This is a genomic window from Vibrio agarivorans, from assembly GCF_030409635.1.
GTDB lineage: Bacteria > Pseudomonadota > Gammaproteobacteria > Enterobacterales > Vibrionaceae > Vibrio > Vibrio agarivorans.
The window spans coordinates 1,107,675-1,133,018 of the sequence record NZ_JAUFQF010000001.1 but is presented as its reverse complement, the minus strand read 5'-3'; the positions used below and the strand labels follow the sequence as shown (position 1 = coordinate 1,133,018).

At 43.2% G+C, this 25,344-nt stretch carries 20 protein-coding genes and 1 pseudogene; 9 read left to right on the top strand and 12 right to left on the bottom strand.

The window, feature by feature from the left end:
- Window positions 1–72: 72 nt before the first annotated feature.
- The 5 genes from QWZ05_RS04960 to QWZ05_RS04940 all read right to left on the bottom strand — a co-directional run bounded on the left by QWZ05_RS04960 (window position 73) and on the right by QWZ05_RS04940 (window position 8,214).
- Window positions 73–1,950, bottom strand: coding sequence for an Ig-like domain-containing protein (locus tag QWZ05_RS04960; protein WP_290296923.1), 1,878 nt, complete (start codon window positions 1,948–1,950; stop codon window positions 73–75).
- Between the two features lie 299 nt (window positions 1,951–2,249).
- Window positions 2,250–3,164: a family 16 glycosylhydrolase gene (locus QWZ05_RS04955; protein WP_264876716.1), complete on the bottom strand. Its 915-nt coding sequence runs from the start codon at window positions 3,162–3,164 to the stop codon at window positions 2,250–2,252.
- Between the two features lie 276 nt (window positions 3,165–3,440).
- Window positions 3,441–4,973 (bottom strand): sulfatase family protein, encoded by a 1,533-nt coding sequence (locus tag QWZ05_RS04950; protein ID WP_264876715.1) that lies wholly within the window; start codon window positions 4,971–4,973, stop codon window positions 3,441–3,443.
- A 51-nt stretch (window positions 4,974–5,024) separates the two neighbouring features.
- A complete protein-coding gene (locus QWZ05_RS04945) occupies window positions 5,025–6,620 on the bottom strand; it encodes an MFS transporter (protein ID WP_264876714.1) in 1,596 nt (531 codons plus the stop codon).
- 388 nt (window positions 6,621–7,008) lie between these two features.
- Entirely contained in the window at window positions 7,009–8,214 is a 1,206-nt protein-coding gene (locus QWZ05_RS04940; protein ID WP_264876713.1) for a carbohydrate porin, read from the bottom strand.
- 267 nt (window positions 8,215–8,481) lie between these two features.
- Between QWZ05_RS04940 and QWZ05_RS04935 the strand changes: the two genes are divergently transcribed.
- Together QWZ05_RS04935 and QWZ05_RS04930 are read left to right on the top strand one after the other, a co-directional pair.
- The gene (locus tag QWZ05_RS04935) at window positions 8,482–9,147 is read left to right on the top strand and encodes a hypothetical protein (RefSeq protein ID WP_264876712.1); all 666 of its coding nucleotides are present in this window, start codon (window positions 8,482–8,484) and stop codon (window positions 9,145–9,147) included.
- Window positions 9,148–9,271: 124 nt separating this feature from the next.
- Window positions 9,272–10,186, top strand: a complete 915-nt coding sequence (locus QWZ05_RS04930; protein WP_290296920.1) for a family 16 glycosylhydrolase — start codon at window positions 9,272–9,274, stop codon at window positions 10,184–10,186.
- A 76-nt stretch (window positions 10,187–10,262) separates the two neighbouring features.
- On the opposite strand, the gene QWZ05_RS04925 is transcribed toward QWZ05_RS04930, so the two are convergent.
- Window positions 10,263–10,421 carry a hypothetical protein gene (locus QWZ05_RS04925; protein WP_290296918.1) on the bottom strand — a complete coding sequence of 53 codons (159 nt, stop codon included), beginning with the start codon at window positions 10,419–10,421 and terminating at the stop codon, window positions 10,263–10,265.
- 308 nt (window positions 10,422–10,729) lie between these two features.
- On the opposite strand from QWZ05_RS04925, the gene QWZ05_RS04920 reads away from it, so the two are divergent.
- The gene (locus QWZ05_RS04920; RefSeq protein ID WP_290297126.1) at window positions 10,730–11,431 is read left to right on the top strand and encodes a phosphatase PAP2 family protein; all 702 of its coding nucleotides are present in this window, start codon (window positions 10,730–10,732) and stop codon (window positions 11,429–11,431) included.
- Between the two features lie 62 nt (window positions 11,432–11,493).
- Here the strand turns inward: QWZ05_RS04920 and QWZ05_RS04915 are convergent, their stop codons facing one another.
- Entirely contained in the window at window positions 11,494–12,066 is a 573-nt protein-coding gene (locus tag QWZ05_RS04915; RefSeq protein WP_290296916.1) for a hypothetical protein, read from the bottom strand.
- Window positions 12,039–12,464 (bottom strand): annotated as a pseudogene (locus QWZ05_RS04910) (S-methyl thiohydantoin desulfurase domain-containing protein); the annotation flags it as partial. The pseudogene QWZ05_RS04910 and the gene QWZ05_RS04915, both read right to left, overlap by 28 nt.
- Before the next feature lie 104 nt (window positions 12,465–12,568).
- On the opposite strand from QWZ05_RS04910, the gene QWZ05_RS04905 reads away from it, so the two are divergent.
- The 4 genes from QWZ05_RS04905 to QWZ05_RS04890 all read left to right on the top strand — a co-directional run bounded on the left by QWZ05_RS04905 (window position 12,569) and on the right by QWZ05_RS04890 (window position 18,260).
- Window positions 12,569–13,477, top strand: coding sequence for a LysR family transcriptional regulator (locus tag QWZ05_RS04905; RefSeq protein ID WP_290296914.1), 909 nt, complete (start codon window positions 12,569–12,571; stop codon window positions 13,475–13,477).
- Window positions 13,478–13,633: 156 nt separating this feature from the next.
- A complete protein-coding gene (locus QWZ05_RS04900; RefSeq protein ID WP_290296912.1) occupies window positions 13,634–14,749 on the top strand; it encodes a cytochrome-c peroxidase in 1,116 nt (371 codons plus the stop codon).
- Window positions 14,742–16,298: a sensor histidine kinase gene (locus QWZ05_RS04895; RefSeq protein WP_290296910.1), complete on the top strand. Its 1,557-nt coding sequence runs from the start codon at window positions 14,742–14,744 to the stop codon at window positions 16,296–16,298. Before QWZ05_RS04900 ends, QWZ05_RS04895 begins: the two co-directional genes overlap by 8 nt.
- 81 nt (window positions 16,299–16,379) lie before the next feature.
- A complete protein-coding gene (locus tag QWZ05_RS04890; RefSeq protein WP_290296908.1) occupies window positions 16,380–18,260 on the top strand; it encodes a response regulator in 1,881 nt (626 codons plus the stop codon).
- Window positions 18,261–18,315: 55 nt separating this feature from the next.
- Here the strand turns inward: QWZ05_RS04890 and QWZ05_RS04885 are convergent, their stop codons facing one another.
- From QWZ05_RS04885 to QWZ05_RS04870, 4 genes are read right to left on the bottom strand one after another with little or no spacing between them, the layout of a single operon-like run.
- Window positions 18,316–19,080 (bottom strand): iron ABC transporter ATP-binding protein, encoded by a 765-nt coding sequence (locus QWZ05_RS04885; protein WP_264876702.1) that lies wholly within the window; start codon window positions 19,078–19,080, stop codon window positions 18,316–18,318.
- Window positions 19,081–19,091: 11 nt separating this feature from the next.
- Window positions 19,092–20,042: an iron chelate uptake ABC transporter family permease subunit gene (locus tag QWZ05_RS04880; RefSeq protein WP_290296905.1), complete on the bottom strand. Its 951-nt coding sequence runs from the start codon at window positions 20,040–20,042 to the stop codon at window positions 19,092–19,094.
- Complete coding sequence (locus QWZ05_RS04875) at window positions 20,035–20,994, bottom strand: ABC transporter permease (protein WP_264876700.1); 960 nt, start codon at window positions 20,992–20,994, stop codon at window positions 20,035–20,037. The genes QWZ05_RS04880 and QWZ05_RS04875 overlap by 8 nt, the downstream gene beginning before the upstream one ends.
- A 43-nt stretch (window positions 20,995–21,037) precedes the next feature.
- On the bottom strand, window positions 21,038–21,955 hold the full coding sequence (locus QWZ05_RS04870) for a siderophore ABC transporter substrate-binding protein (RefSeq protein ID WP_290296902.1): 918 nt from the start codon (window positions 21,953–21,955) through the stop codon (window positions 21,038–21,040).
- A 137-nt stretch (window positions 21,956–22,092) separates the two neighbouring features.
- Here QWZ05_RS04870 and QWZ05_RS04865 point away from each other — a divergent pair, with 137 nt between their 5' ends.
- Both QWZ05_RS04865 and QWZ05_RS04860 read left to right on the top strand, forming a co-directional pair.
- A complete protein-coding gene (locus QWZ05_RS04865; RefSeq protein ID WP_290296900.1) occupies window positions 22,093–23,016 on the top strand; it encodes a LysR family transcriptional regulator in 924 nt (307 codons plus the stop codon).
- A 161-nt stretch (window positions 23,017–23,177) separates the two neighbouring features.
- Window positions 23,178–25,172 (top strand): TonB-dependent receptor domain-containing protein, encoded by a 1,995-nt coding sequence (locus tag QWZ05_RS04860; RefSeq protein ID WP_290296898.1) that lies wholly within the window; start codon window positions 23,178–23,180, stop codon window positions 25,170–25,172.
- Window positions 25,173–25,344 lie beyond the last annotated feature (172 nt).

The following is a 25,344-nucleotide window of genomic DNA, read 5'->3' as shown; positions in this document are numbered from 1 at the left end:
ATTGGCGCTAAATTGATCTTGGGTAGGTATTAAGCGCACAGCTAATTGCCATGCGCTTAAACTAATTGATAACTATTTTACGGTGACATTAACCGTTTTAGTGAAGCCCCCATTTTTGGTTTTGACTGTTATTGTCGCTGTGCCTTTTCCTTTTGCTGTAACTTGACCTTGCGCGTTGACAATCGCAACGGTAGGGTTGCTAGATTGGAACGTTACGCTTTGATTACTTGCGTGGCTTGGTATCACTGAAATATTAAGCAGTTTCTTTTGTCCTAGTGTAAGGCTTAGGTTTGAGGGTGTTACTTCTACACCCGTCACAGGTGTCCAACCACCACTGGTTTCGGTGACCGTGATAGCACTTTGGCTGGTGTATGCACCATCATTAGTGGTCACCGTGACATAAGTCGACCCTTTTTTCTTGCCTGTGACGATGCCTGAATTATTTATCGAAGCAATGTCTGAATCATCAGAGTAGTAATAGACGCCTTTGTCACTGGCGTTATAGGGTGTAATAGTACTTGTTAACTTGACGGTTTCATTTACTTTTACTGATGTTGTTTTTGGTGTTAGTTCAACACCAGTCACCGGCACATCATTACCATCTCCATTCCCCGTGATTTGTATTGGCTCAATTGGGCTTTGAGCGTAGATGGGGTTACCATTTGAGGAACTAAAGACGGGCGCTAGAGCATAGTAGTGGCCGTTTGGAAGTTGGTCACTCGGCTTCACTCCAGAAAGGTTGAGACTCAAGGTGGTTTTACCGGCATATTTGTTTGCATCAGATGTTGTACTAGGGTCGTTAGAGCTTCGAACTACTTGTACTAAACCAGAGGCATTCTTTTCTATCAAGTTAAGGGTTATGCCATCGTAATTACCTGAATCAACGAAGTAGTCGCTGCCACCGTGATAGTTAACACTCACATTCATTGGTTGAGTGTTAGGGAACGCAGTTCCAGTGTAGCGATCTTGATCTTCTATCCAAACAGAGGGTTGGGCTTTCCATGTTTTGACATAATTGACTTTCATGCGAGCTTTCTCAGGAAACCCCTCTGAGATGATGTTGTCTGGATTAGGGTCGGCTCGTTGGCAGTCAGGGTTGTATTTAATGAGATGGCGACGTAGACCTTGAGAGAAGGTGACGCGCATTGGTCGGTGCCACCACTTATTTGGTTTTGAGCCCACTTCGACACCATCAACATACCATGTAATGCGATCCGGGCGGTTTTCTACAGCATAGGTATGGAAATCTAAACGTGGATCAAAAGGTGCTCGATAATGCAGAAGCTGGGCTTCTGGGTTTGGCTTTGGTCGTTTCCAAACGATCTGACCGTTTTCTTCTACACGAGCATGAAGATTATGGTCCATATCATATTGGTCATCGTAATCCGTAGGGCTTCGCCAATCGGCTTGTTGCAACTCAACAATATCAATTTCACTGTAATCTACATATTGTTTGGTTGGGTCATTGCGGTCGTCGTAAGGATGGTCATCACTGTAAAGCCAAAAGGCAGGGCTTAGGCCGGGAAATATTTCGACACCTTTAATTTTTGCCTCATAGAAACCATAAACGCCTTTTGCAATCGAATGAACTGCTCCAGATTTGTAGTAAAACTCTCGGTCTACAAACTGAGGTGGGCCACCCGCTACTCCATCCCAACAACTGTCAGCAAAACGACGAATATGTGTGTCTTGAGTCGTTTCGATAACTAGGTTGCCATCTTGGACATAGGCATTCGCAGGGTCAAATGTCCATGCCCCTACATTAAGGCTTGCAGGTGCGCTGACCCACTTTGCAGGGTTAAGTGATCCTGATGTAAAGTCATCGCTTTTGTCTCCTAGTTCTTGCCAACGCACTTCGCCAGGATGGAAGCCGGTTGGACGAACGGGACTAGCATGAGCGCTAGATATTGCCACAGCAAGAGTAGACAGCAAGAGGTAACGTAATTTCATATTCTGTATTCTCGTTTTGTTAATTGTAAATGGATTGTGTATGTTCACCGAATAATAATAGGGTGAGAATAAGAGAATAATGTGATCATCGTTGAAGATGTTGCTGCTCAATTAAATATTCCGAAGGGTGGGATTACTATATGATTTTGAGTGTTTTTGTCTGCGAGGTATAAATAAAAAAAGAGCTAGGCTCAGCATTTCTGCCCCCAATGCAGTAATGCCAAAACTAACTCCAAATATAGCTAAAATGCTAAATAATTACGAAAGAAAGGAATGAAACGTTAAGTCGAGAAGTTATATTATTCTTCTTTGTTCCATACGCGAACGTATTCAACTTCCATTGTTGTCGGTAAACCGCTATCAGCCTCTGCTACATCAACAGGGTAGAATTGGTTACAATCCCAACGAGTGAACTTTTTGCCACGCATACCTAATGACAGAGCAACGTTCATCTCTTTATGCCAATATAGGTTCTTCTTGTGACCTACCTCTTCGCCATTCACATACCATGTAATATCTTCAGGCGTGACATTAACAGCGTAAATAGCAAACTCTTTACGTGGATCAAAACCTAGGTTATGCAAGTTTTGGTGCGTCTCTGGGTTTGGCTTAGGGCGCACCCATTGCGGTTTACCATCTTTGACAATGATGTTGTGCAGGTTATGGTCACTGTGCGTTGGATCTTCTTCGTCTTGAAGCAGCTCGACAACGTCGATCTCAGCGTATTGAATATCACCTTCTTTCTTAAGCGCAGTATCGATATTACTGTAGATCCAGAATGCAGGAGAGACGCCAGGGTGTAAGTCTGTACCTTTGATTTTCGCTTCGTAGTAACCATAGACGCCAGACGCTTTTGATTTCACCATCCCAGATTTGAAGAACAGAGGGAAATCATAGATTGTTTTCTCATTACAGCCATCTTCGAACTTACGATTGTGCTTTTCATAAGAAGCAGTGAGTTTAAGTTTACCATCCTCGACAATTGCGTTGTCTTTTTCCCAAGTCCAAATTTGGAATGGGTTTGGTTGGAAATCCCATTTACGAGTATCTTCAAACTCGAATTCATCTGAACGGTCATCTTGAAGAACCCATTTCTCGCCTGGCTTTGCAGTATGTGGAAGAACATCTGCTGCAAATACATTACCAACGAACAGACATGAAGCGCCCATTAATAAGGGGACCAAGTTCCGTTTATTAGACAAGTTTAAAGCCATATATATATCCTTATGTTTCTATTTTAATGAATTATAAAAATGAAGTTGATAAATAGTTCTGTGAGACAAATAATCAAAGCAAGCAGGTTAGTTAATTGCCTTCGTTCGAGCTATGATTAAATTTTAACACCTCTATTATTTTATATTGTGATCTATATCCTTACATGGAGTGCTTAATTAATCATCCCGACATGTGGGATAGAATTAATGTTTATTATTGTTGTATATGCAAAAAAGCGAGCAATTAAGCTCGCTTTCTTAACTAACTCTAATTAATTACCATAAAGCATAGTGATTAAATATACCCAGATCACATTCGATATGTTTTTGGAACAGTCGCCCTTTAAATGAATCACAAATTGAGCGGATAATAGGGTCAGTGCTAACAGCAAGATTAACCGTTTCCTTAATGTCCTCTCTGTGATCATAAAGTTCTTCTTCACCAGTATCGAGGTAATAGGTGTATCTGAAATGATGATCAAACAGTGAGATATTACGATTTTGTTCTCTCGCGGTGTAACACGTGACCATAGGTGTATTATCCTGTGCAGCCTCACTGAATATATCAACACCTTGGACAAATGTTGGTACCTCGACTCCTACTAAAGAGAGCAGGGTAGGGACAACATCAGCGTTACTCATAGGAGTCGAACAGTCGCTTGGCACACTCATTCCTTTGGCTGGCTTGAGAACAAACGGTAAATGCAGCAGGTTGTTGAACGCAACATCGTATTTACAGATCATATCGAGGTCGCCTAAGAAATCTCCGTGGTCAGATGTAAACACGATAATGGTGTCATCATAGATACCAAGCTCTTTGGTTTTCTCGATGATTTTGCCCACAGATTTATCGATAAGTTTTACTGAAGCGGCTGTGTAACGATACGCTTTGGCAAGGTCTTCTTTACTCGCACTAAAGTTCTGCATCGTTTGTTCGACCGCATCCGGCTTTTTGCCCACTAAATCCTCTTTCCGTGTAAATTCTGGGAGAGGAATATCGTGGAACTCTGCCGCAATCGATTCTGGTGGCGTAAATGGGTGATGCGGGTCTGGGTAGCCAACAAAGATAAAGTTGGGCTTGTCGCTGTCACTCTGTTGCTGCTGCTCTAGGTGTTGGCAAACTTCATCGGCTAACCACATGGTATTGTGCAGCTCTTCTGGTAACTTAGATGCATAGATGTCGTCAGCGATTGAGCCTTCTTTGGTGTTGATATCGGCCCCCGGGAACACCTTATCTAAGTACTGTGGGAAGTTCTTGTGTAACCAGCGACCATAGTGACCACGGTTGTACCCACAAGGGGCTTCGCCATGCCCAAGGATCAGTTTCTTTTTCGCGAAGCCGTAGTAGGGCGCTTCATCAAATTCAGTCTCTTCTTCTTCCCATCTTGCATACGAGTCGTAAAAGTCATACGAGCGGTCTGCCAGCATAGGTTCAAGGTGTAGCTTACCGAAAAGAGCAGTGTTATAACCATTTTCAGAAAGCATATCTGCGATAGTTGGAATTTTGTCCATCACATCAACACCAAATAGACGCTGACTAATGACGTTATTCTTGTCTTCACAGCCGTTATCACGACGCCATAGTGGGATTCCGTTTGAGGAAACACCATGACCAGGGACATACAGCCCGGTCATCAAACTTGCTCTTGAAGGCATGCAAGCTGCGTTGGTTGAGATATGACGCGAAAAGTTACAGCCTTCTGAAGCGAGTTGGTCAATATTTGTGGTTTGTGCATGATCATTACCGTTGCAACCAAGGCTGTCGAAGCGTTGTTGGTCGGTATGTAGAATAATAATGTTTTTTTTCATAAGTGTTCCCAAATAGAAAAGAGGGCCCACTCGATGTGGGCCTTATATTGATTACTTAGCTTGAGCTTCAACCGGAGCTGGAGATAGGTCAGACAGGTCACCGTCGACTAAGATTTCCTCAATTTCTTCAATCGATTTGTTCTTCGTCTCAGGAAGAATGAACATCACGAGTAAGATACCGATAGAGCTGCAAATTGCGTAGCTTAGGAATGTATTTGCTGCGCCAAATGTGGTTAGCTGCCATGGGAAGAAACGTTGTACGAAGAAGGCCGCCAAACTGGCGATTAAGCCAAAGCATGGGATAGCGACTGAGCGCACTAGGTTTGGAGTGATCTCAGAGAACACCACCCACATCATCGGACCGATTGAGAAGAAGAACGCCGCCTTAAAGACGAATATTGCTGTAACAATCATCCATGGGTTAAGTTTGATGAAAGCATTGATAAACGCACCTTCATTAAGAGCCATCTCATGCTCAGAATATAGTGGACGAATAGCGTTCTTAAACTCGCGGTCAGATTCGTAAGTGTTGCCTACTAGTGTTTGTAGTGGTGTGGTGTCGACTTTTTGCTCTAGAGCAACGACTTTCTCTGCAGAGATTTCATATTTTGCACTACTAAAGCCATACCAAATTGTCAGGTGGCTAAGTGCGATAGTAAGAAGACCGATCAGAAGTAGAGTGCGTCGTCCGGTTTTATCTACGAGTTTCATTGCAATTAGTGCAAATACAATACTAATCAGACCAAGAAGCGTTGTCTGGAAGAAAGCATTATTTTCACCTAGGCCGACTTGCTCAAAGATCATTGGAGAGTAGTAAGAAACCGCCCCCATACCGCTGAATGATTGAACTAAAGCGAGACCGATACCAATCGTCAAAATAGTTTTCATACGTGGCGAGAAAAGAATCTTCAGTTGAGAGCTCAGCGGGATGCTGTGATCTGTTTTTGACAAGTTCTCTAGGATTTCTTGAACAACACCGCTGACTTCTTTTTCTGGAGTTACTTTAGTGATAACAGCAACTGCTTCTTCTTTGTAACCTTTCTTCATCAACCAACGAGGTGATTCAGGCAGTTTGAACAGAGTAAATGTCCAAAGAATTACGATTGGAATTTCTGTTGCGAACATGGTTCTCCACACATTCTCAGTTGAGAATAGGAAAGACTGTTCATTAACGACTAACACACAACCGTAGTTGATTAGGTAAGCGACAAAGAAACCAATACCCATCATTACTTGGTTTGAGGCTACAAATTTGCCGCGCATTTTACTTGGTGCTAGTTCACCAATATACATAGAAGCGATACTTAGACAACAGAATGCCATACCGCCAAGCATACGTGCTACGACTAATACTTCGTAGCTGTTGGCAAACGTAGAGGCAATCGCAGATACCAAGTACAGGCCTGAGATAACCAGCATCATTTTTTTGCGACCAATCTTGTCAACAATACTGCCGCTGAACAAGAGTGCGATGATGGCACCGAAGGCTGGTGCACTCACGACTGTACCAATTTGAAGGTCGGTTAAACCAAACTCCGCTTTAATAAATTTTACTGTGCCAGAAATAATCCCAGCATCGACGCCAAATACGAATCCGCTCAAGACGATAATGGCCATGTAGAATAGGAGGTTTTTATTTTGTTTCATGGTAAACAAATCCTTGTGTATATGTGTTGTAACCACTGCTGGTAATTGTTAATCCAAAATGGTTATTTGTTTTAGTTTATATTTCGAACACGCAATCTATCTTTTCATCGAGAGTTAAATTAGCACAGTGGTTCGATAATATAGTCGACACAGATCACGCAGGTTTTGTGTGGATTACTATTCCCACCTAGTGGGAAGCGGGAAGATTTATGGCGGTCGCTATAAATCGAACATGGAATAAAACATGGCATACCATATATTGGTCATTATGACAGTCATATTACCGAGTTTGTTTATAAAAAAAGCAACCACTTGAGAGGTTGCTTTTTATTTGTCTTATTTTAGATGTGGAAATAACGGGGGTGATATAACGTATCAGAAAGGTATATTATAAGAACACTTCAAAATATGTACCTACTGAAACCGCTTCGTTGACACCTTGTTTAGCTCCTGAGTTTCGCACGAGTTCGGTATCAAGGCCGCCATAAGACACATAGAAGTGGACTATTGGTCTAGCGAATAGATAGTCAGCTAAGGAAACGTTTTGTGATAATGTTACTTTCCATGATGAGTTAGTGTTTTCTCCAAAATCGACAGTGTCGTATGCAGTTTCTAGCCAAGTACTGTGATGTTTATTGTAGTAATAACCACCCCTTAACACGCCTTGGTACCACTTCTCTTTATCACCACTCCAGTTAGTCGTTAAGTCACTATTTTCATGACTGAATGCATACATCATAGCGAACTTGTCTGTGAGCTTCTCATGGCCATATAGGAAAACACCTAGCGAGCCACCGTCTTCAGCAGGTCCTGCATGACGGACAATATTTTCTTTGACTTTGTCACCATATCGAACCATAAATTTGGTGTAGCTTCCTTTCCTATTAAGGTTATACATCCCACCGAGTTGATATGCGGAGCCATCGTCAACAGTTCCCCAGTTTCGCTCACGTCCATCACCAAAACCATAGTTGGCGTAAAAGTCTAGAGTCTGGTTGTCAGCGATCTTTATACCTTTAAGAGAGGTCATTAATGCGTAGCGGCCATTACTATCACTCGGATAGCCGTTTTGTCTTATACCTGAAATAGCTTCGACGCTTAATTTACCAAAGCCGACGTCGTAGTTTTTGATACCGCCACCGACACCGTCGTTCAGAAGAGGTTTGTAGTTATTCAGTAGCATTTGTACACGCTGGGCATAACGCTGACCCGCCCAAACTTCGGCAGTCGGGTTACCATCAATAACATTTGACCCGCCTGCAAACATCTGCGCAGTTTTCCATGGGCTCGCATTATAGTTATCGGTAACCATAAATAGTGCGCGCCACCTTGAGTCGTTTACCGCCCAGCTTTTTTGGAGGCCCAACTCCATTCCCATACCTTGGTTTGCTAGGTGACCAGTTAACGCATAGTAACTACCAGCCGTTTTGATCACGTTTATACCGTTCATAATGGAGTTATTCCATAACGGGTCATCTTCTGTATAGCCCATACCATAACGCGCATAGCCCGTTAGTTTAAAGTTGTCATCTGCAAGCGCTTGGTAGGGGAGTGTTGCTAATGCTAACAACGATAGTGTAAATATTTTTCGCATGACTTAGTCCTTGTCATTTGTGGATTAAATTCATTGGAGTTACCTCGATGGATAGTCAATGACGAAAGATTGATGTGTTCGTTTAAATATGATTGCAGGATGTATAATAGGGGTGTCTGTTATTTGTGTTCAAGTTAATGATATTGTTTTAATTTCTTTTCCCATATATTGGGATGTTCGTTTAATAAAAGTATTAAGTAGGCATGGATCACAAAAAAACAAATGGGATACATGCTAGATTGTTGCTGACCTTAAAAGGATTTTGCCATGAATAATATGTCATACAAAAATAAGATTAGCTGTTTGATATCACTTTCATTAATTTATGGTTGTGTGTCTCGCGATGTTTACGTTGAGAAGCCTGAACTTGAAGATGTCCCAGGCTATAAAGGTGTGAATGTGTCTGAGATGTGGCGCGGAATGACGAGAAACAATAATAATGATGAAGTTCAAATATTTGAACCGTTGAAGTTAGAGTTTGAGCAGACGGCATTCTTTACTTTCGATAACTCAGTCCCTTATATGGTAAGAGATGAGGAAGTAAAAAAAGTATTTGTGGTGGAGCTTCCCGATATTACTAAAGCCTATAATGCTGAGATTTATAGCTACTCACATGATGATGGAGTATTTAAACCGATAGTGGTTCTTGCAGATGCTCAGTTTACGCCAGTAAGTGATCAGATAGTCGCAAACTGGGTAGAGCGTGATGGTGAGATTGCAAACTACTTTTATACTAATATTAAAATGGATAATCAGTTTAGTTTGGCAAAATACATTCTTGTTTTTTATGACTCCAATGAAATAGGTGAGGATAATTTTGCTTGGGATGCAAGATATAATTATTACAAAGAAAATGGCACTGATTACCCACGAGACTATACATTAGTCGTGAAAAACTCAGAGATTGGTGTGCTGAGTGTCAGAGCGTACTGATATTTAATTTAATACATTTAAAAATCAACATAATTAATTTCAATGTGGCTAATACTGTATTCTTTCGTGTTAGCTTTACATTGGGTTTGTTACTTATTTGCTGTAAATTAATAAAGGATAAACTATGACAAATAAAACAAGCGTGAGCTATAAGTTATCATTGGCTCTTATCGGGGCTTCATGTGTACTTTCAAGCGCTGCTATTGCTGAGGAGATTTTTCAACCTCATACGGCTAAAGCCGGCGAAACATGGGTGTTGATTGATGAACTGTCTGATGAGTTTGCAACTCGTGATATGGACAAATGGAATTTTAAACCCGAGTCATTTGGCGTTTGGACTTGGGATGACAAAAATGCGGTCGTCGAAGATGGTATTTTGAAGCTATCAGCCGTACATGAAGAACATACTCGTAAGTTCTGGGATGGTTGTAATAAAAAGCCAGTGGACGACTTCCCATTGTATTTCAAATCCGGTATGGCGAAATCGAAAGCCACGGGTGTCTATGGTTATTATGAAGCCAAAATGAAAGGGGCAGATCTTCACCCTGGCGTATCACCAGCATTCTGGTTGTATTCAGCATTTGATAGAACGCTCAAAGAAGATGGAGATGTTCAATATTCTGAAATTGATGTGGTGGAATTGCAGCAAGAGTCTGACGATGTATTCCATAGCGACCATAACCTTCACAACGTGATTGTTGAAAATGGCAAACCCAAGTGGATGCGTCCTAAACCGTTCGCAGAGACTAACCAAAATATACACAAGTTGGACTTTGACCCACGTGAGGAATTTGCGATTTACGCCGTCAATGTGACGCCTGAGGATATTACGTGGTATGTAAACGGAGAACCGGTGGGGTATAAGAAGAACCTTTACTGGCACCGTGATATGAACGTTGCGCTGTCATTGGGTATGCGCGGTGATCAGTTTACCCGTTGGGATTGTAACCAGTTCTACCCTGTTGACTTACAAGGCGAGACAGGCCTGCCAACAACAATGGAAGTTGAATATATCCGTGCTTGGAAATTGGCGGACTAGTCATTTAATTGCTCTCCATTGAAAAAGCAAAGCTGGTACAAGGGGGTACCAGCTTTATTTATTTTACGCATATCACTTACATATGATGAATTTTGCAATCAACAATGGGAACATTACTACCAATTAAAGAACCATCCGCGTTGTAACAAGGCACTTCTGGTGGCGTAGTGCTTGGGTTCGCAGACAAGGTTGGTGTAAAAGCAAGTAATCCTAGAACAAGTAATAAAATACGCATATTGCTCTCCTCATTTTATTGGTGGGCTTAACAACTTCACTTTGAGTGTAGAGTCGAAAAAAATGAACATGCAAAAAATAATTTCCTGATAACGTTACCAATTTCAAAGTTTTTATATGCTGGAATAGGGAGACCGAGGAGTGGATTTTGCATTAGCGCAATGCCATAAATATTTGGTAACGATTTTGACATTTATTTGATACACCTCTCACTAGGTGTCACGTATCATCAGCGCCTTTAAAGTTGGATCTTAAGTGGGGGTCGCTGTGTTAGAGAACAAGAAAGCTGGGCTATTGGTGGTTTTATTGATGAGCTTGATGCTTGTGGCTATCACATTAGCTAACGATACGGTTGCGCTTACGGCATCAGTTGGAGAAATGTCTGGACTGCTAATCACATTACTCACAGATTCCGCAGGACATAAAGGCTTTCTCATCACATTAGCGGTGTTAGGTGTGGCGATGCTTAGACTTCCCCTATCACGAGAAGCGGTTCTCGCCAAAGGCTTACAACTTGCAGTGATTTTGCTTATCGGTTTTGCCAGCAAAACCGCCTTAAAAGAGCTCACAGAAAGCCCACGTCCTTATACTGAATATCTCGCGCAAGCCGAGCTTATCGATTCAGCCGAGGATTTTTACCACTTGTCTGCACCACAACGTGATGAGGTCATTGAAAACGCCTCACATCATGTCAACACTTGGCGAACGTTGCACTGGAAGGGTGAAAAAGATTACTCATTTCCATCAGGCCACACCATATTTGTCGCCATCTGCGTTGCTTTCTTCGGTGGATTGTTCTTGCAGCATCGTCACTGGGCAAGCCTAGTAATACTCATGACATGGGCTGGTGGTGTGTGTTACAGCCGCTTATGGATAGGTATGCACCGGCCGGAAGATCTATTTGCTTCTACCGCCTTTGTCGCCGTGGTCTATATCGTAACCCCTAGCTTTCCAAAAATCGCCAGATTATTAGTGCCCTACGTGCCTAAGAGGTTATTTAGTCAAAATTAAAAGAACTAGTTTAGTGGATGGGACAACTAACGGCTTGTCCCATCCACTTGTTTTCTAGGGGACTATTTCAGAGAGCCTGCGGCTTTATACTTGATGTGACACATACCACCTTGCAGATAGCTGAGTGGAACCTCAATTTTCTCAATCATTTCAACAGTGTCTGGGCTGGCGCCTGCATTGATAGCAAGCATTTTTGCTTCTGTTTCTAACTCCGAGATAATTGCTTTCCTTTGAGGAGTGGGGATAGCAATCACCTTGTCGAGTTGGCCCGATACTTCTCCCAAAGCGACACCTATCGCATTCGCCACTTCAAAGTGTTCTGGCCGAATAACTTCACTCGCCCCCTGAAAGTGATCAGGTAAAATCGCGCTGCCACCACCGACTAGGATAACGGGAATATCCTGTGCCGAGGTTTTCATCTTGTCGATGCCTTCTTCGAGCTGCTGGATCATATCTCTATAGCAAGTCTCAATGAGTGCTGGGTCGAGTGAGATTTGGCGCTGCTCTGCTTGCCCTTTCCAGGTCATTACTCTTTTCGATAATGCAATATCGGTCAATGTCAGTTGTTCACCACCAAAGCTCAGTGCTTGTGAGGTTAGTTGATGGCCAACACTTTCTGGGCCAATGCTAACCATCCCATCAACATAGAACACATTGGTGCCGAACCACCCATCTGTTCAGTGATCGGGCGGGCGAAGCGCTCTGACCAAACCCCATCGAGTGGATGAATGGTGACAACGTTGCCTTTTTCATCCGCTAACGTATTCGGAGCAGATGGCAGACCATCTAGGAAGAACGTCACCATCTGGGATTCAGGAAATGCACGCCCCATTGCGTCACAGTCAACAACCGGAATCCCTTTCTGTGCGGCCACTAAAATCGGTATGAGTGAATTAAACCCACCCACTTCGATTGGAAAAGTCGCGTCAATCTTTTCGCCAAGAGCGAGTTCCATTGCCTCGAATGCCACGGTCATTTGCTCGATAGAGTTGATTTTTTTATGTGCTTGTTGGGTCATCCATGACTCCTCAATAATTATCCAGAAATGCAACATAAAAAAAGTTAGCAGCTTGTTACATTGAAATAAATGTATATTATTGAATATAAACATTTGGAAAATTAGATGCTAGGGTTTAGATGGCAATTTCGATAGAAAGACTCGACAAACGAGATTTAAGAAGGTTGGAATTGTTCAGAGAAATCGTTGACCAAGGCGGGATCAGTGCCGCAACCGTGAGTACAGGTTTAAGTCAGCCGGTATTGAGCAGTCAGCTCATTGAGTTAGAAAAGAACCTTAACTTACGTTTATGCGAGCGCGGACGCAGTGGTTTTGACCTTACCGTAGAAGGTCAGCAAGTGTATGATTATGCAAATGAACTGGATCGATTACTGACCGACTTTGCTTTTAAGCTAAAGGGCGTTAGCCACAAACTCACCGGCCATATTCGGGTCGGGTGTCTGGACAATACCGTCTCTCTAAAGAGTAACCCTTTACCTAAGGCAATAGAGAAGTTTTACCAATTGAGTGACGGTGTAGAGTTAACGCTGGAGGTAGGAGACTTTACTCAACTTAATGATCAACTGAGCAAAAAGCAGCTAGATATGATGGTGGTGGTATTAGGAGATCATCAGCTCAATCGCTTCGATCACGTCACGCCTTTGTTCAGTGAGAAGAGCTTTCTTTATGCCCGAAATGATAAGGCGCAGTCGATAATGGAAGCGAACTATTGCTTAGATGGGCAGCGGATCAATATGGGGGGATACGCCAAAGAGGTAATGTATCAACTGCTTGATTTGGATAGAGTCAAAGAGGCTAAGTTGATTGACGGCTGGCATGTAGAATCAGGGTTGATGCTCACATTAGCAGGCACCCACCTCAGTTTTCTCCCGGATCATTTGATAGAAAATAACCCAAACTATGCACAGCTTACCGCACTGCAACCAGATAAGTGGGTGTTCGAAAGTCATTTTTATTTGGTGTCTAATAGCCATTCAAGTCGCATGTCATCAGTGGCGCGTGCTTTTCAGGAGATCTTAATTAAATAAACCTCATCGGAAAACCTTTCCCTTATATATTGTGATGGTCATAGCTATTGCCTTGCTCCAAACTATCGGCTTGAGCTGGTGGCTAAATGAATGGTCATTATAGAAAAGTTTATTTTTTATCCTAATCTTTGCGTATAGGCTCGACAGAGATTTATTATGCAAAAAAATCGATTGGTGATCTGCTGTGTAACCATACTGTGTGTAACAGTAGGGCTGTTAATGTTTGATGGTGTAAAAGCATATTTAAATGAAAGCCCAACATTAGCGGATACAAACATACCTTTATCGGGCTCTAAGGCTAGTGATGTTTCAGAAACCACTGCGTCAAACAGCAGTCCAGTTGTTGATACGGCTCAACATATCCAGCGTACTTACGTAGACCCGAGTATCCCTATCCAACCCATCTTACCGATTGAAAACATCGACCGAGCCAAAGCCAAGATCGGTTGGCGACTATTCAAAGACCCGAACTTATCATCAAACAAACAAGTCAGCTGTGAAAGCTGCCATCACTTGCAGACAAATGGGGCGGAGCATATCCCAGTTTCGGTTGGGGTGAATGGTGTGGGGTTACGTAATTCCTTGACAGTTTTCAATGCGATGAATAACTACCGACTTTTCTGGGATGGTCGAGTTAACACACTGGAAGAGCAGTTGGAGGGACCGATACATAACCCAGTTGAAATGGACTCGTCATGGGAAGATATTCATCAATATGTCGCTTCTTCTGAACTCTATCGACAGCTTTTTGCAGAGGCGAATCTCGATATCACAGTACATACGATAAAAAGCGCATTGGTTGAGTTCGAAAACACATTAACCACCTTAGATGCTCCTTTCGACCTTTATTTGTATGGTCAAGAAGATGCAATTAGTGATTCAGCGAAACGCGGTTGGTTCGCATTCCAAAGTGAAGGCTGTATCGCCTGTCATCAAGGGCCCAATGTCGGTGGCGGACTCGTTATGCGTTTCGGTTATTTTGGACAAGATAAAACGGGCAGTGAACGCAGTAGTGACCTTGGTCGGTTTGCGACGACCTCTAAGCCTGAAGACCGTCATTTATTTAGAGTGGCGAGTTTGAGAAATGTCGCGGATACCGCCCCTTACTTTCACGACGGTCAAACACAGCACCTGTCTGAAGCTATTCGGATAATGGGCAAAAGTCAGTTAGGAAAAGATCTTGATGACAAGACGGTAGACGATATTCAGCAATTTTTAATCACTCTGTCAGGAAAGAGACCCTCAATCTTAGAGGAGTTCGAGAATGAGTAAAGTGCGTATAACCTTAGTGGCCTTAGTCCTAACTTTGTTCACACTTATTAGCTTTACTGTGCTTCACAATATTGAGTACAAAGCGATCACTGAATATCGTACTGCTATCAGTCAATTAGGACATAAACTTGTTGCGAATCGAGACAGCATCACTCTCCAGTCTATTAAAGGCATCCAATCGTCGTATGAGTTAAATCGAGGCCTTGTCGCCATCGAGAAAGACGTCCGAAATCTGGGCTTAGTCAATACAGAGAATGTCACCACAAGTGTATTTTTCAATAGGATAGAAACCTATGATGCGGTGCGTTCGTTTCATGATGCGGCATTAGAAGTGGCACAAGCTCTAGACCGTTTGGTTGGCGTGATCGTCGCAAGAGAGTCGGTGTTATCGTCTTTTGATATTGGTCTGAATGTACAAAATGAAAATTCAGCCAAGCAGAGTGTCTTGGTAGAGTCGTTATTGTCGCAGCAGAGCCGAGCAGAGTTGGGTGATGAGAATCTGAATCGCCTTGCTTTTATTTTTAATGACTTACATTTGCAGAAGCAACAGCTGTTTAGCATTATTTTATCGGGTAAGAATGCTGATTTTGTTGAGGTCGCTGAACACCGGTTGAGTGAGTTAGCGACTGATATAAGTAATCGGTATGATGTATTGTTGTTGCTGTCACTACTTAATTTGTTTTTAATCCTTGGTGTACTTGGTTTCCATCGCGCTAAGGAGCTTCAACGAAACAACCTCGCCTACAAAGAATCCGTAGAAAAATCTGAGCAGGCAAGCAAAGCGAAATCGCTGTTTCTTGCCACCATGAGTCATGAGTTGAGAACGCCAATGAATGGTGTTTTAGGCATCGCGGAGCTGATCAAAGAGCAGTCTAGTGAGATTGAAGTTAAAAAACAGGCACAAACCATTGTTGATTCTGGGGAGCATCTCGTCACATTGCTCAACGACATCCTCGACTTTTCAAAAATTGAGGAAGGAAAGATGCGCCTTGAGGCCAGTGAGTTTGATATGTCTGATGTCACTAAGAGTATTGAGAGTACCTTACACTCGCTTGCGGTAAACAAACAAATAGAGCTTAATGTAAATAATCACATTCCGAGTAATATGAGGGTGATAGGGGATTCAGCTCGGCTAAGACAGGTCCTTTATAATGTTGTAGGAAACGGTATTAAGTTTACTGAAAAGGGAGAAGTATCCCTATCAATCGATTACCATAAACAGCAAAAAGAGAATGTTCACTTCACGATAACGGATACAGGCTTCGGTATCGAGAGAGAAAGACTGAACAGTATATTCAATGCGTTTGAGCAAGCAGATCTATCTACTACTCGTAAGTTCGGAGGAACGGGGTTAGGGCTAGCGATTGTCAAACAACTGGTTGAATTGATGGACGGCACAATTGATATCTTTAGCCAGCCTAATGTTGGGACCCAAGTCGTTATCAAGCTACCGATGCAAGTAATTCTGCATGTTGCAGCCCCGCGTGAAGTTGATGAGTGTGCCCTAGGTGGACCAGCACATGATGAGTCTATACAAAATGTTGGTTAACTAAGTCCAAGTGAATGTTCACCAAGCAGATAGAATTATTCGTAGCGGAGAGCTAGCTCTGCAATCGAGCAATGGAGACTAATGCAAATGAAATCATCCTCTTTACCTGATGGAGTCGTACTCAACCTTGGTTTAGGCTTGATTGCTATCATGGTTTTATTTGTTGATCTCGCCATTCCGCTAGGGATCGCAGCGGGCGTGCCTTATGTGACCGTTATCTTGGTTTCTTTACTAGCCAAAAGTCGGGATACAACGATTATTTGGGCCACGGTTTGTACAGTTTTAACTTTGGTTGGTTATTACTCTTCGCCTGTTGGAGGGGAGGTTTGGAAAGTCGTCGCGAATCGAGTTCTTGCCATATATGCAATTTGGGCGGTGGCCATCGTCTCGCTCATATTGAAGCAGCGAGCTGAGAAAGTGGCGAAGCTTGAATCAGAGCTCACTATCGCTGACTATCGGTCAACATTAGGGCAGGTGGCTGAGTATGCTCGCGACGCAATTGTTATTACAGACAAAGCGGGCGTTGTCACTTGGGTGAATAAAGGATTTACACACCTCTCCGGCTATGAGCTCTCAGAGATACAGGGGAAAAAACCTGGAGATGTTCTTCAAGGTCACGAAACCTCAATTGCAGAAATCAAGCGACTGTCAGATGCTATTCGAGCAGGCGAGTCGATTAAAAGTGAAATCATCAATTATCATAAAGATGGCACGCCATACTGGATTGATATGGACATCGTTCCTGTAAAAGAGCATGGCGATGTCGTGCGGTTTGTTGCCGTCGAGCGTGATGTCACTGATAGAAAAAAACTTGAAACAGAGTTGCAGCAAGATACGAGATTTGCACTTGAAGGCAGTGCACAGCGCAGTCATCTATTTTCTTTATTGCTTCATGTGCTTGCTAAGCCGCTTAATGACTTATCGGTACTGACGCAAAACGTTAAATCACTCAATGATGCTGATGAAATTAAAGTGACCAGCTATCAACTTAGTGGTGTGGCTGATGCGCTTGCTTTGATATCTGATAATCTACACTACCTATCACTACTTGATGCCAAAAAACACTCGATAGAAAAGTTAATTCTCGAGGCCGAACCTAGCGTTAAGGAATTAACGAACAAGCTATTACTACTTGCAGAATCACACAGTATACCGTTTAGCTACAGTGAGTCTGCTGCCTTACAAGGGCTGAAAATCGCTGGAGATCTTAATCAAACACAAGCGGGACTCGTGTTTCTAACTTTGCTCGCACTATCCACCCAAAAGCTAAAGTCGATTGATTTAAGGGTCAATGTTCAAGCCAAGAATGAGGATGCATTGGTTGGCTTTGAGTTGTTGCTTGCTGATGGCGGCGAAACGGTCAATCTCATCAAAGAGTTTGAATCCTTCAGTGATGACAGCAATACCTCTTTTAGATCAGGCTTGCACGCAGGGTATGAGTTGATTCGTGACATGCTAGAGGCTGATGGTGGTCGTATTGCAATCGATCATGACGGCGATGTCAGTCGCCTAGCGATGTTTGATAACTATCAATTGATTGAACAAAGTGCTCCAGACCAAGATACTGAGCAAAAGGTTCTCATTGCAGAAGATAATAAGGTTAACGTGATCGTCCTAACCAAGCTTCTCAAGTCTCTTGGCTATGAGTCAATTGACGTTGCTAAAGACGGACAAGAGGCCGTTGCAATGGCGGAAAGCCATTATTACCCCTTGATCCTAATGGATAACCATATGCCAAATATGACCGGCCTCGATGCAACGCGAATCATCGTTCAGGAGAAAAAAATTCCATCAGTGGTGATTGCTTGCACGGCAGATACCGGTTCAGAAGCAAGAAGCGACTTTTTTGCTAATGGTGCGACCGATGTTATCTATAAACCAATCAAAAAGAATACCCTTGAGCGTTCAATATCGGATGCGTTAAGTAAGGCGGAGCAAGCGGTAAGTCAAGAAATAGCCTGACATCGTCAGGCTATTTCTGTGTACGTTAGACTAGTGACCAGACAAGATTAAGGAGCTACTGGCCAGTGTAATACATACAAATATGATTACCGTCTACTTCACGGATGGTGAATGGGATCTCGTAGATCTCGCTCAGTACCGCTTCTTGAATCACCTCTGACTTCTTACCGCTGATCACCACTTCACCTTTCTTCATCGCAATGATGTTGTCTGAATAGCAGGATGCAAAGTTAATGTCGTGAATCACGATCACAATTGCTTTGTTATGCTCGTGAGCTAACTGCTTTAGCGATGCCATCATGTCGACCGAGTGCTTGATATCAAGGTTGTTTAGAGGCTCATCTAAGAATACATAATCAGTATCTTGTGCCACGACCATTGCAATGAACGCCATCTGACGTTGACCACCAGAAAGCTGGTCAATAAAGCGGTCTTGAATATAGGTGATTTCAAGTTGCTCTAGGGCGTTATCAATGATGCGGTTGTCTTCATCTGTCAGTCGGCCGTGAGAGTAGGGAAAGCGGCCAAAGGCCACGAGCTCACGCACAGTAAAGCGCATATTAATGTTGTTTGATTGGCGTAAAACCGCAAGGTGCTTTGCGAGCTCTTGTGTGTCCCATTGATTGAGTGGCTTATCGCCAATCACAACGGTTCCCGCGTCACTCTCAGTTAAACGGCTTGCCATGGAGAGTAGGGTACTTTTACCCGCTCCGTTTGGGCCGATGATACTGGTCACTTCTCCGAGAGGAAAAAGCGCATCAGCATTCCTAACCACGTACTTTTCATCGTACTTTTTACTCAGGCCATTAATCTTAATCATGTTACTTAATCCTAATTAAACTTTTGTTTGCTCAACAGCACGAGGAAGTACACACCACCAACGAAGTTGATGATGACACTGATGGTAGTCTCGAAATCAAGCAAGTTCTCAACCACCCACTGACCTGTAATCAGCATCGCGATAGAGAGTAGGCTGGAAGCCAGCAGCAAAAATCGGTGCTGATAGCCTGAGAATATTTGACGAGTCAACGCCACGACAATCAACCCAAAGAACAGAACTGGGCCAACAAGTACCGTTGAAACTGAGACCAGAATGGTAATCACAAACATCACCTGCATGGTGACTTTTTGTGTATCGACACCAAGGCTTTTAGCGTTATCTACCCCAAGCCAAAATACATCCAATTTAGGCGCCAGTTTGACCAGATAAAGTGTGCTAAGAGTGAGTGGAATTAGGCTCCAATAGACAAGGTCACTGTTGACGTTATTAAAGCTCGCAAACATTGCCCCTTGGATCATCGTGAACTCGTTAGGATCAACCAGCATAGTGAAGAAGCCTGTAACACTACTGAACAAGCTACTCAAGACAATACCAATAAGAAGAAGGGTAAAGATATTGCGATTTCCACGGCGGAAATAGAAGCCAAATAGCGTCATAGCAAGCGCTAGCATGATGGCTGTGGTAACTACATAATTGAGCCCACTATTGATGACCAGAGCACTAGTGCTACCAAACAGGACCACCATAAGCACTTGAAGCATCACGTAGAGAGAATCAAAACCTAAGATGCTTGGCGTCAAGATACGGTTGTTAGTGATAGTCTGAAATACCAAAGAAGAGGCCGCAATTGCGACCGCTGCAATGATGATAGCCAGTACTTTCGGAATACGGCGAGAGAGGAAAAACTGGTAGTTATCAACCGTTAACCCTTTACCTAAGAAGAACCCGATAAATAGGACAGACACGACAGCCAAAATAAGGACTTTTAACGAGTTACGCATTCGATTTGTCCTTTAAGATTAGGCCGATGAAAATGATACCGCCAAAAATACTGATGATCATCGAGATAGGAACTTCATAAGGGAAGATAATAATGCGCCCCAATACATCACAAATTAGTACCAGCAGCGCCCCCCAATAGGCGGTCCAAGGCAGGTTGCGACGCATGTTGTCTCCCATAAACTGAGAGATAATGTTAGGCACGATAAGCCCTAAGAATGGGATCACCCCGACAATCATTACGACCGATGAAGAGAGCACCGCGACCAGCATAACGCCGACCATAACCACTCTTCGGTAGTTAAGGCCGATGTTTTTGGCGAACGTCTCACCAATACTTGCTGCACTGAATTTGCTCGCATACATGTATGCCAAGATAGAGGTTGGGATAGCGAGGTACAAAATCTCGTAATTCCCCTTTAACACCGAGGCAAAGTTGGCGACAGTCCATGAGTTTAATGTTTGTACTAAGTCGTATTTATACGCAATAAATGTGGTTAAAGAGGAAACCACATTGCCGTACATGATACCAATCAAAGGCACCAACATCGCACTTTTGAACTGCATTCGCTGAATAAATCGCACAAACAGCAACGTACCAAAAACAGAAAAAGCCATGATGATGGCAAGTTGAATCCAGTTATCTAGCTGGGCAAAGAAAACCAAGCCAATGATGTAGCCGAGCATCGCACAATCAATCGTTCCGGTGGTTGAGGGTGCAGCAAAGCGGTTTTGTACGATCTGTTGCATGATCAAACCCGCGACGCTTAGACCCGCTCCGGCAAGACCAATGGCAAATAAGCGAGGGAGGCGACTGGAAACAAGGATTTCGATGGCATGTGTGTCACCCGCAATCAGAGACTGCAGGTTAATATTAGCCACGCCAACAAACAAAGAAGCGCTGCTCAGAATAACCAAGCAGGCGATAGCAATAAGAGTTTTATTTACATTCATGATAAGGCAAAGCGGATGGTAACCCATCCGCGATAAGCAAAGCTTACAAAACGTCTTTGACGTTGTTAATCATCGTCTGTGTCGACTTGTATCCACCGGCAGTTAAGTACCATGCAGCTGAATCAAGGAACACAATTTTATTGTTTTTCGCTGCAGGCGTGCTGTTAACAAGCGGGTTGTCGAAAAACTGCTCAGAGCTGGCGTTGGAAGCGCCAATGGCTTGTTGACGGTCTAGGACAAAGATCACGTCAGGTTGTGCATCAGCAACGTACTCAAAGGAGATAAGGTTGCCGTGCGAACGCGCAACGGACTCAACATTTTTGCTTTCACGCGTCTCAAAGCCAAGCTCATCATAAATCACTGAGAAGCGGCTGTTGCTACCAAACATAGACAGACGGTTACCAGAGTTCATGACGCTCATCGCGTTCATCGACTGTGCAGTAGTCTTCGCTTCAATGTCGTTGAACTGCTGTTGAATGTTAGAGATCATCCCTTCAACCTGCTCGCTTTGACCAAACACGTCACCAAGCACACGCCAGTGGTGTTGAGTGGTTTTCCAGTAGTCACTGTTATCAATTTGGTACATGTAAACTGGTGCGATAGCAGAGAGGTCTTTGTATAGTTCAGCCTGGCGACCTTCCGCAATGATAAGGTCAGGTTTTGCCATGAAGATCTCTTCAAAGTTTGGCTCTTTTAGGCTGCCAAGCGCATGGTATTTTTTGTCGCCGTACTGCTCAAGGTTATTTGGGAGCAATTGCTTAACAACGCCAACCGGTTCAATACCGATTTCGTCTAAAAAGTCGAGAGCGCCATGGCTAAGAACAACAACACGTTGCGGTTGTTCGTTAATCTCAATTGTACCTAGCGTATGCTCGATAGTCTTTGCGATAGCAAGAGAACTCACTGACATAATAAGTGATGCAAATAACACTTTTTTGGATAGGGCTTTGAACATTGTCATACGGAAATACCGCCTAAAAAATGGTTACATTGAATACTCAATGTAAAGCTAAACAATAATGATTCTTGATTGCAAAGCAGCATATCAGCTAGTATTTATTCGTCAAGAGGATATTGTTTATATTAGGTATGCGCTAAATGAATTTAGGAAAAGTTGATTTAAATCTATTGGTGGTGTTGAAACATCTGCTAGGGGAAAAGCATGTTTCAAACGCAGCGCTTGCGATGCAAACCAGTCAGCCTAGCGTGAGTCGCTCGCTACAAAAGCTAAGAGTGATGTTCGAGGATGAGCTTTTGGTTCGCACAACACATGGCTATGAACTCACTCCGAAAGCAGAACAGCTTAAACAAGAGCTGGACAATATCCTTCACGGTTTAGAGAAGTTTGTGAACGGTAATCAATTTGACCCAGCCCAGTCGACTCAAACCGTGCGATTCTTTGGCTTGGTACCACAGGTGAATTGGATATTACCTTCTTTGTTGAAGCAGATTCGCCAATTAGCTCCAAATCTAATTGTTGATATCGATACGATTCCCAAAAGGCATTTTGATGGTCTCAATGATGGGAGTGTCCACTTTGTTCTCTCTAACCTTGAGCCAAGTAGTAGCGATCAAAACCTCTATCGTATGTTTTTAAAAACACGTGATTTCCGATTACTGATGAGCGATACCCATCCACTAGCCAACGAAAAGCTGACTCCAGAAAACTTGAGGCATGCTCATTTTGGTCAAATTTCTATTCAGGGTGGAAAGAACCTTTCGATTGAACCACGTTTCCGAGAGCTCGGGCTTTTGGACAAACATGAAAAGCTCTCAACGCCAGTCATGCTGTCGAACTTCAATGCCGCTGCCGGCGTTGCTGAGCAAACAGATTTAATCTTCCATTTACCAACGCCTTTTGCCAACGAAGTCGCAACCAGCCGTAATCTAGTGACACGCGAAGTGCCTGATGCTTTGAAATCACCCTACCAAGATACGTACTTATATTGGCATAAACGCTTCCACTCTGATCCTATGTGTTTATGGGTCAGGGAGCTATTTCGCCAAACCTATCATGATTAGTTTATCGTTTACCTAATTAACATGGTGCATATAGAAGCGGGTGGTTATATAAATAGTGAATACTGACAATAACAAAATTGAATGAAACTTTTGTTGCTTAGAATTGTAATGAGATATGTAATGCGAACCATTATCATTAGTAAATAATTCTAGGGACACCAGTGGAAAGCCGAACTTCATTTATCAAAAAGCCTCTTGCTTTAGTGATTGCATCAACGTTGTCAGTGTCTGCGTTTGCGGAAGAAGAAAACCAACAATTTGATGAGCAGATGGTAGTAACAGCGACTCGTACTGAGACAACCATCGCACAAGCTCCAGCATCGATTTCGGTGATTACACAAGAGGATATTCAGTCTGAACCAGGTCTAGCGCTGAATGACCTAGTTAAAAACGTCGCAGGTGTAGAAAGCCAGATGGAAGGTGGGCGTGCTGGTCGTGAGCAGATTTCCATTCGTGGTATGGATACAAAATTCACGATGATTCTGGTTGATGGCCGTAAGCTAAGTTCATCAAACGCAATCTTCCGTGGTAACGATTTTGACTTAGCGACAATTCCTAAAGAAAGTATTGAGCGTATTGAGGTGATTCGTGGCCCTATGTCAGCACTTTACGGCTCAGAGGCGTTAGGTGGTGTAATTAATGTCATCACAAAGCAGCCAACGAACGAATGGAACTCGCAAATCAGTGGTGACTACAGCTACCGTGATGACGATAACGGCGGTGAATATACCCTAGGTTTGAACACCTCTGGGGCTCTAATTGAAGATGAGCTTTACCTTTCTCTTTCTGTGAACAAGAGTGCACGTGATGCTTATCATGCTTTCTCTGGTACAGCTACAGACAGCAAAGGCAACGAATATGATCGCTCACAAGCAACGACTTTAGAAGATCGTGATACCACTTCAATCAGTGGTAACTTGCAATGGTATATCAATGAAAATCATGATCTTGCGTTTGACTTTGCATTTAACGACGATGAGCGTGAAGGTGTTATTGAATCAACATCAGGACTGACAGATACAGAAGCGACCGTAAAACGTGATATGCAGGCACTTACGTACAACGGCTCATTCTCTTGGGGTGAAGCACAACTACGCTATAACCGAGATGCCGTGACAAGTGAAGATGCAGCGGAAGTCGATAATGGTGTCAACGATATTGAAGAGACCAACCAACAAGTTTATGGCCATGCAACAACCTATATTGCAGACCACACCCTAACATTTGGTGGTGAATGGACTTACTCTGAACTGATAAACCCAGAAAGCTTAACAGAAACTGGTAAAGCTGATGTACATCAGCAAGCTCTGTTTGTTCAAGACCAATGGGATTTAAGTGATGCATACACTCTAACCTACGGAACCCGACTAGACTTCCATGACGCCTACGGTAGTCACTGGAGCCCGCGAGCGTATCTTGTGAACACAGTTAATGACAAGTTGACGATCAAAGGTGGTGTAGGCTCGGCCTTTAATGCACCAACGCTTCTGCAAACCTCGGAAGAAAACATCATTAACAGCTGTAAAGGGGACTGTAAGTTAAGGGGTAATCCGGACTTAGATCCTGAAACAAGCGTGAGTTACGAGATTTCGGCAATTTACAATGAGTCTAGTTGGGGCCTAGAAGCGGGTCTGTTCCGCAATGACATTAAAAACCTGATCGATCGCGATACGTCTGAAGGTAGCGAAGTGGGAACAGCTCCAGATGGTACGCCAATCTATACCTACTGGAATATCAACGAAGCAATGACGCAAGGTGTTGAGCTGTCAGGTCACGTTGATATTACTGATTCAATTGTATTCAACGGTGCATACACATTCCTTGATTCAGAAAACAAGGAAACAGGTGAAGTCCTAGAAAATCGCCCTGAACACCAAGCGAATGTTCGCCTAACTTGGTTTGCAACAGATTGGTTAGACACGTTTGCTCGCGTTAACTACATCGGTGAAACAGTGGTTGATGTCGATGACGATATTACTCGTCCTTCAGTAGCGACGGTTGACCTTGGTTTGAACTACCACTTCAACTACGACTGGCGACTACGTGCAGGCGTTCGTAACCTAACTGATGAGCAGTTTGACGATATTGAAATCACGCAACGTGGCTACAGTGTTGACCCACGTACATGGTATGTTGGTATGACAGCAAACTTCTAGAGCAGTTGTGAAGAGTCTCGTATAGAAATGGGGTGCAGAAATGCACCCCATTTTCATTGAGATAGAGAAACCCTACAACTTCGTCATGCTGAGCTCGACTCAGTATCTAACTTAAGGAGTTAATATCCCGTCAGTCGCCCTGTGAATAATAGACATCAAATAGCATTCAATC

What these genes read in the sequence shown, in the direction of transcription:
- QWZ05_RS04935 (WP_264876712.1), top strand. Translation starts at nt 8,482, where the DNA reads ATGAATAATATGTCATACAAAAATAAGATTAGCTGTTTGATATCACTT.
- QWZ05_RS04915 (WP_290296916.1), bottom strand. Translation starts at nt 12,066, where the DNA reads ATGGTTAGCATTGGCCCAGAAAGTGTTGGCCATCAACTAACCTCACAA.
- QWZ05_RS04880 (WP_290296905.1), bottom strand. Translation starts at nt 20,042, where the DNA reads ATGCGTAACTCGTTAAAAGTCCTTATTTTGGCTGTCGTGTCTGTCCTA.
- QWZ05_RS04955 (WP_264876716.1), bottom strand. Translation starts at nt 3,164, where the DNA reads ATGGCTTTAAACTTGTCTAATAAACGGAACTTGGTCCCCTTATTAATG.
- QWZ05_RS04920 (WP_290297126.1), top strand. Translation starts at nt 10,730, where the DNA reads ATGAGCTTGATGCTTGTGGCTATCACATTAGCTAACGATACGGTTGCG.
- QWZ05_RS04895 (WP_290296910.1), top strand. Translation starts at nt 14,742, where the DNA reads ATGAGTAAAGTGCGTATAACCTTAGTGGCCTTAGTCCTAACTTTGTTC.
- QWZ05_RS04900 (WP_290296912.1), top strand. Translation starts at nt 13,634, where the DNA reads ATGCAAAAAAATCGATTGGTGATCTGCTGTGTAACCATACTGTGTGTA.
- QWZ05_RS04960 (WP_290296923.1), bottom strand. Translation starts at nt 1,950, where the DNA reads ATGAAATTACGTTACCTCTTGCTGTCTACTCTTGCTGTGGCAATATCT.
- QWZ05_RS04925 (WP_290296918.1), bottom strand. Translation starts at nt 10,421, where the DNA reads ATGCGTATTTTATTACTTGTTCTAGGATTACTTGCTTTTACACCAACC.
- QWZ05_RS04865 (WP_290296900.1), top strand. Translation starts at nt 22,093, where the DNA reads ATGAATTTAGGAAAAGTTGATTTAAATCTATTGGTGGTGTTGAAACAT.
- QWZ05_RS04870 (WP_290296902.1), bottom strand. Translation starts at nt 21,955, where the DNA reads ATGACAATGTTCAAAGCCCTATCCAAAAAAGTGTTATTTGCATCACTT.
- QWZ05_RS04940 (WP_264876713.1), bottom strand. Translation starts at nt 8,214, where the DNA reads ATGCGAAAAATATTTACACTATCGTTGTTAGCATTAGCAACACTCCCC.
- QWZ05_RS04905 (WP_290296914.1), top strand. Translation starts at nt 12,569, where the DNA reads ATGGCAATTTCGATAGAAAGACTCGACAAACGAGATTTAAGAAGGTTG.
- QWZ05_RS04945 (WP_264876714.1), bottom strand. Translation starts at nt 6,620, where the DNA reads ATGAAACAAAATAAAAACCTCCTATTCTACATGGCCATTATCGTCTTG.
- QWZ05_RS04930 (WP_290296920.1), top strand. Translation starts at nt 9,272, where the DNA reads ATGACAAATAAAACAAGCGTGAGCTATAAGTTATCATTGGCTCTTATC.
- QWZ05_RS04950 (WP_264876715.1), bottom strand. Translation starts at nt 4,973, where the DNA reads ATGAAAAAAAACATTATTATTCTACATACCGACCAACAACGCTTCGAC.
- QWZ05_RS04890 (WP_290296908.1), top strand. Translation starts at nt 16,380, where the DNA reads ATGCAAATGAAATCATCCTCTTTACCTGATGGAGTCGTACTCAACCTT.
- QWZ05_RS04875 (WP_264876700.1), bottom strand. Translation starts at nt 20,994, where the DNA reads ATGAATGTAAATAAAACTCTTATTGCTATCGCCTGCTTGGTTATTCTG.
- QWZ05_RS04885 (WP_264876702.1), bottom strand. Translation starts at nt 19,080, where the DNA reads ATGATTAAGATTAATGGCCTGAGTAAAAAGTACGATGAAAAGTACGTG.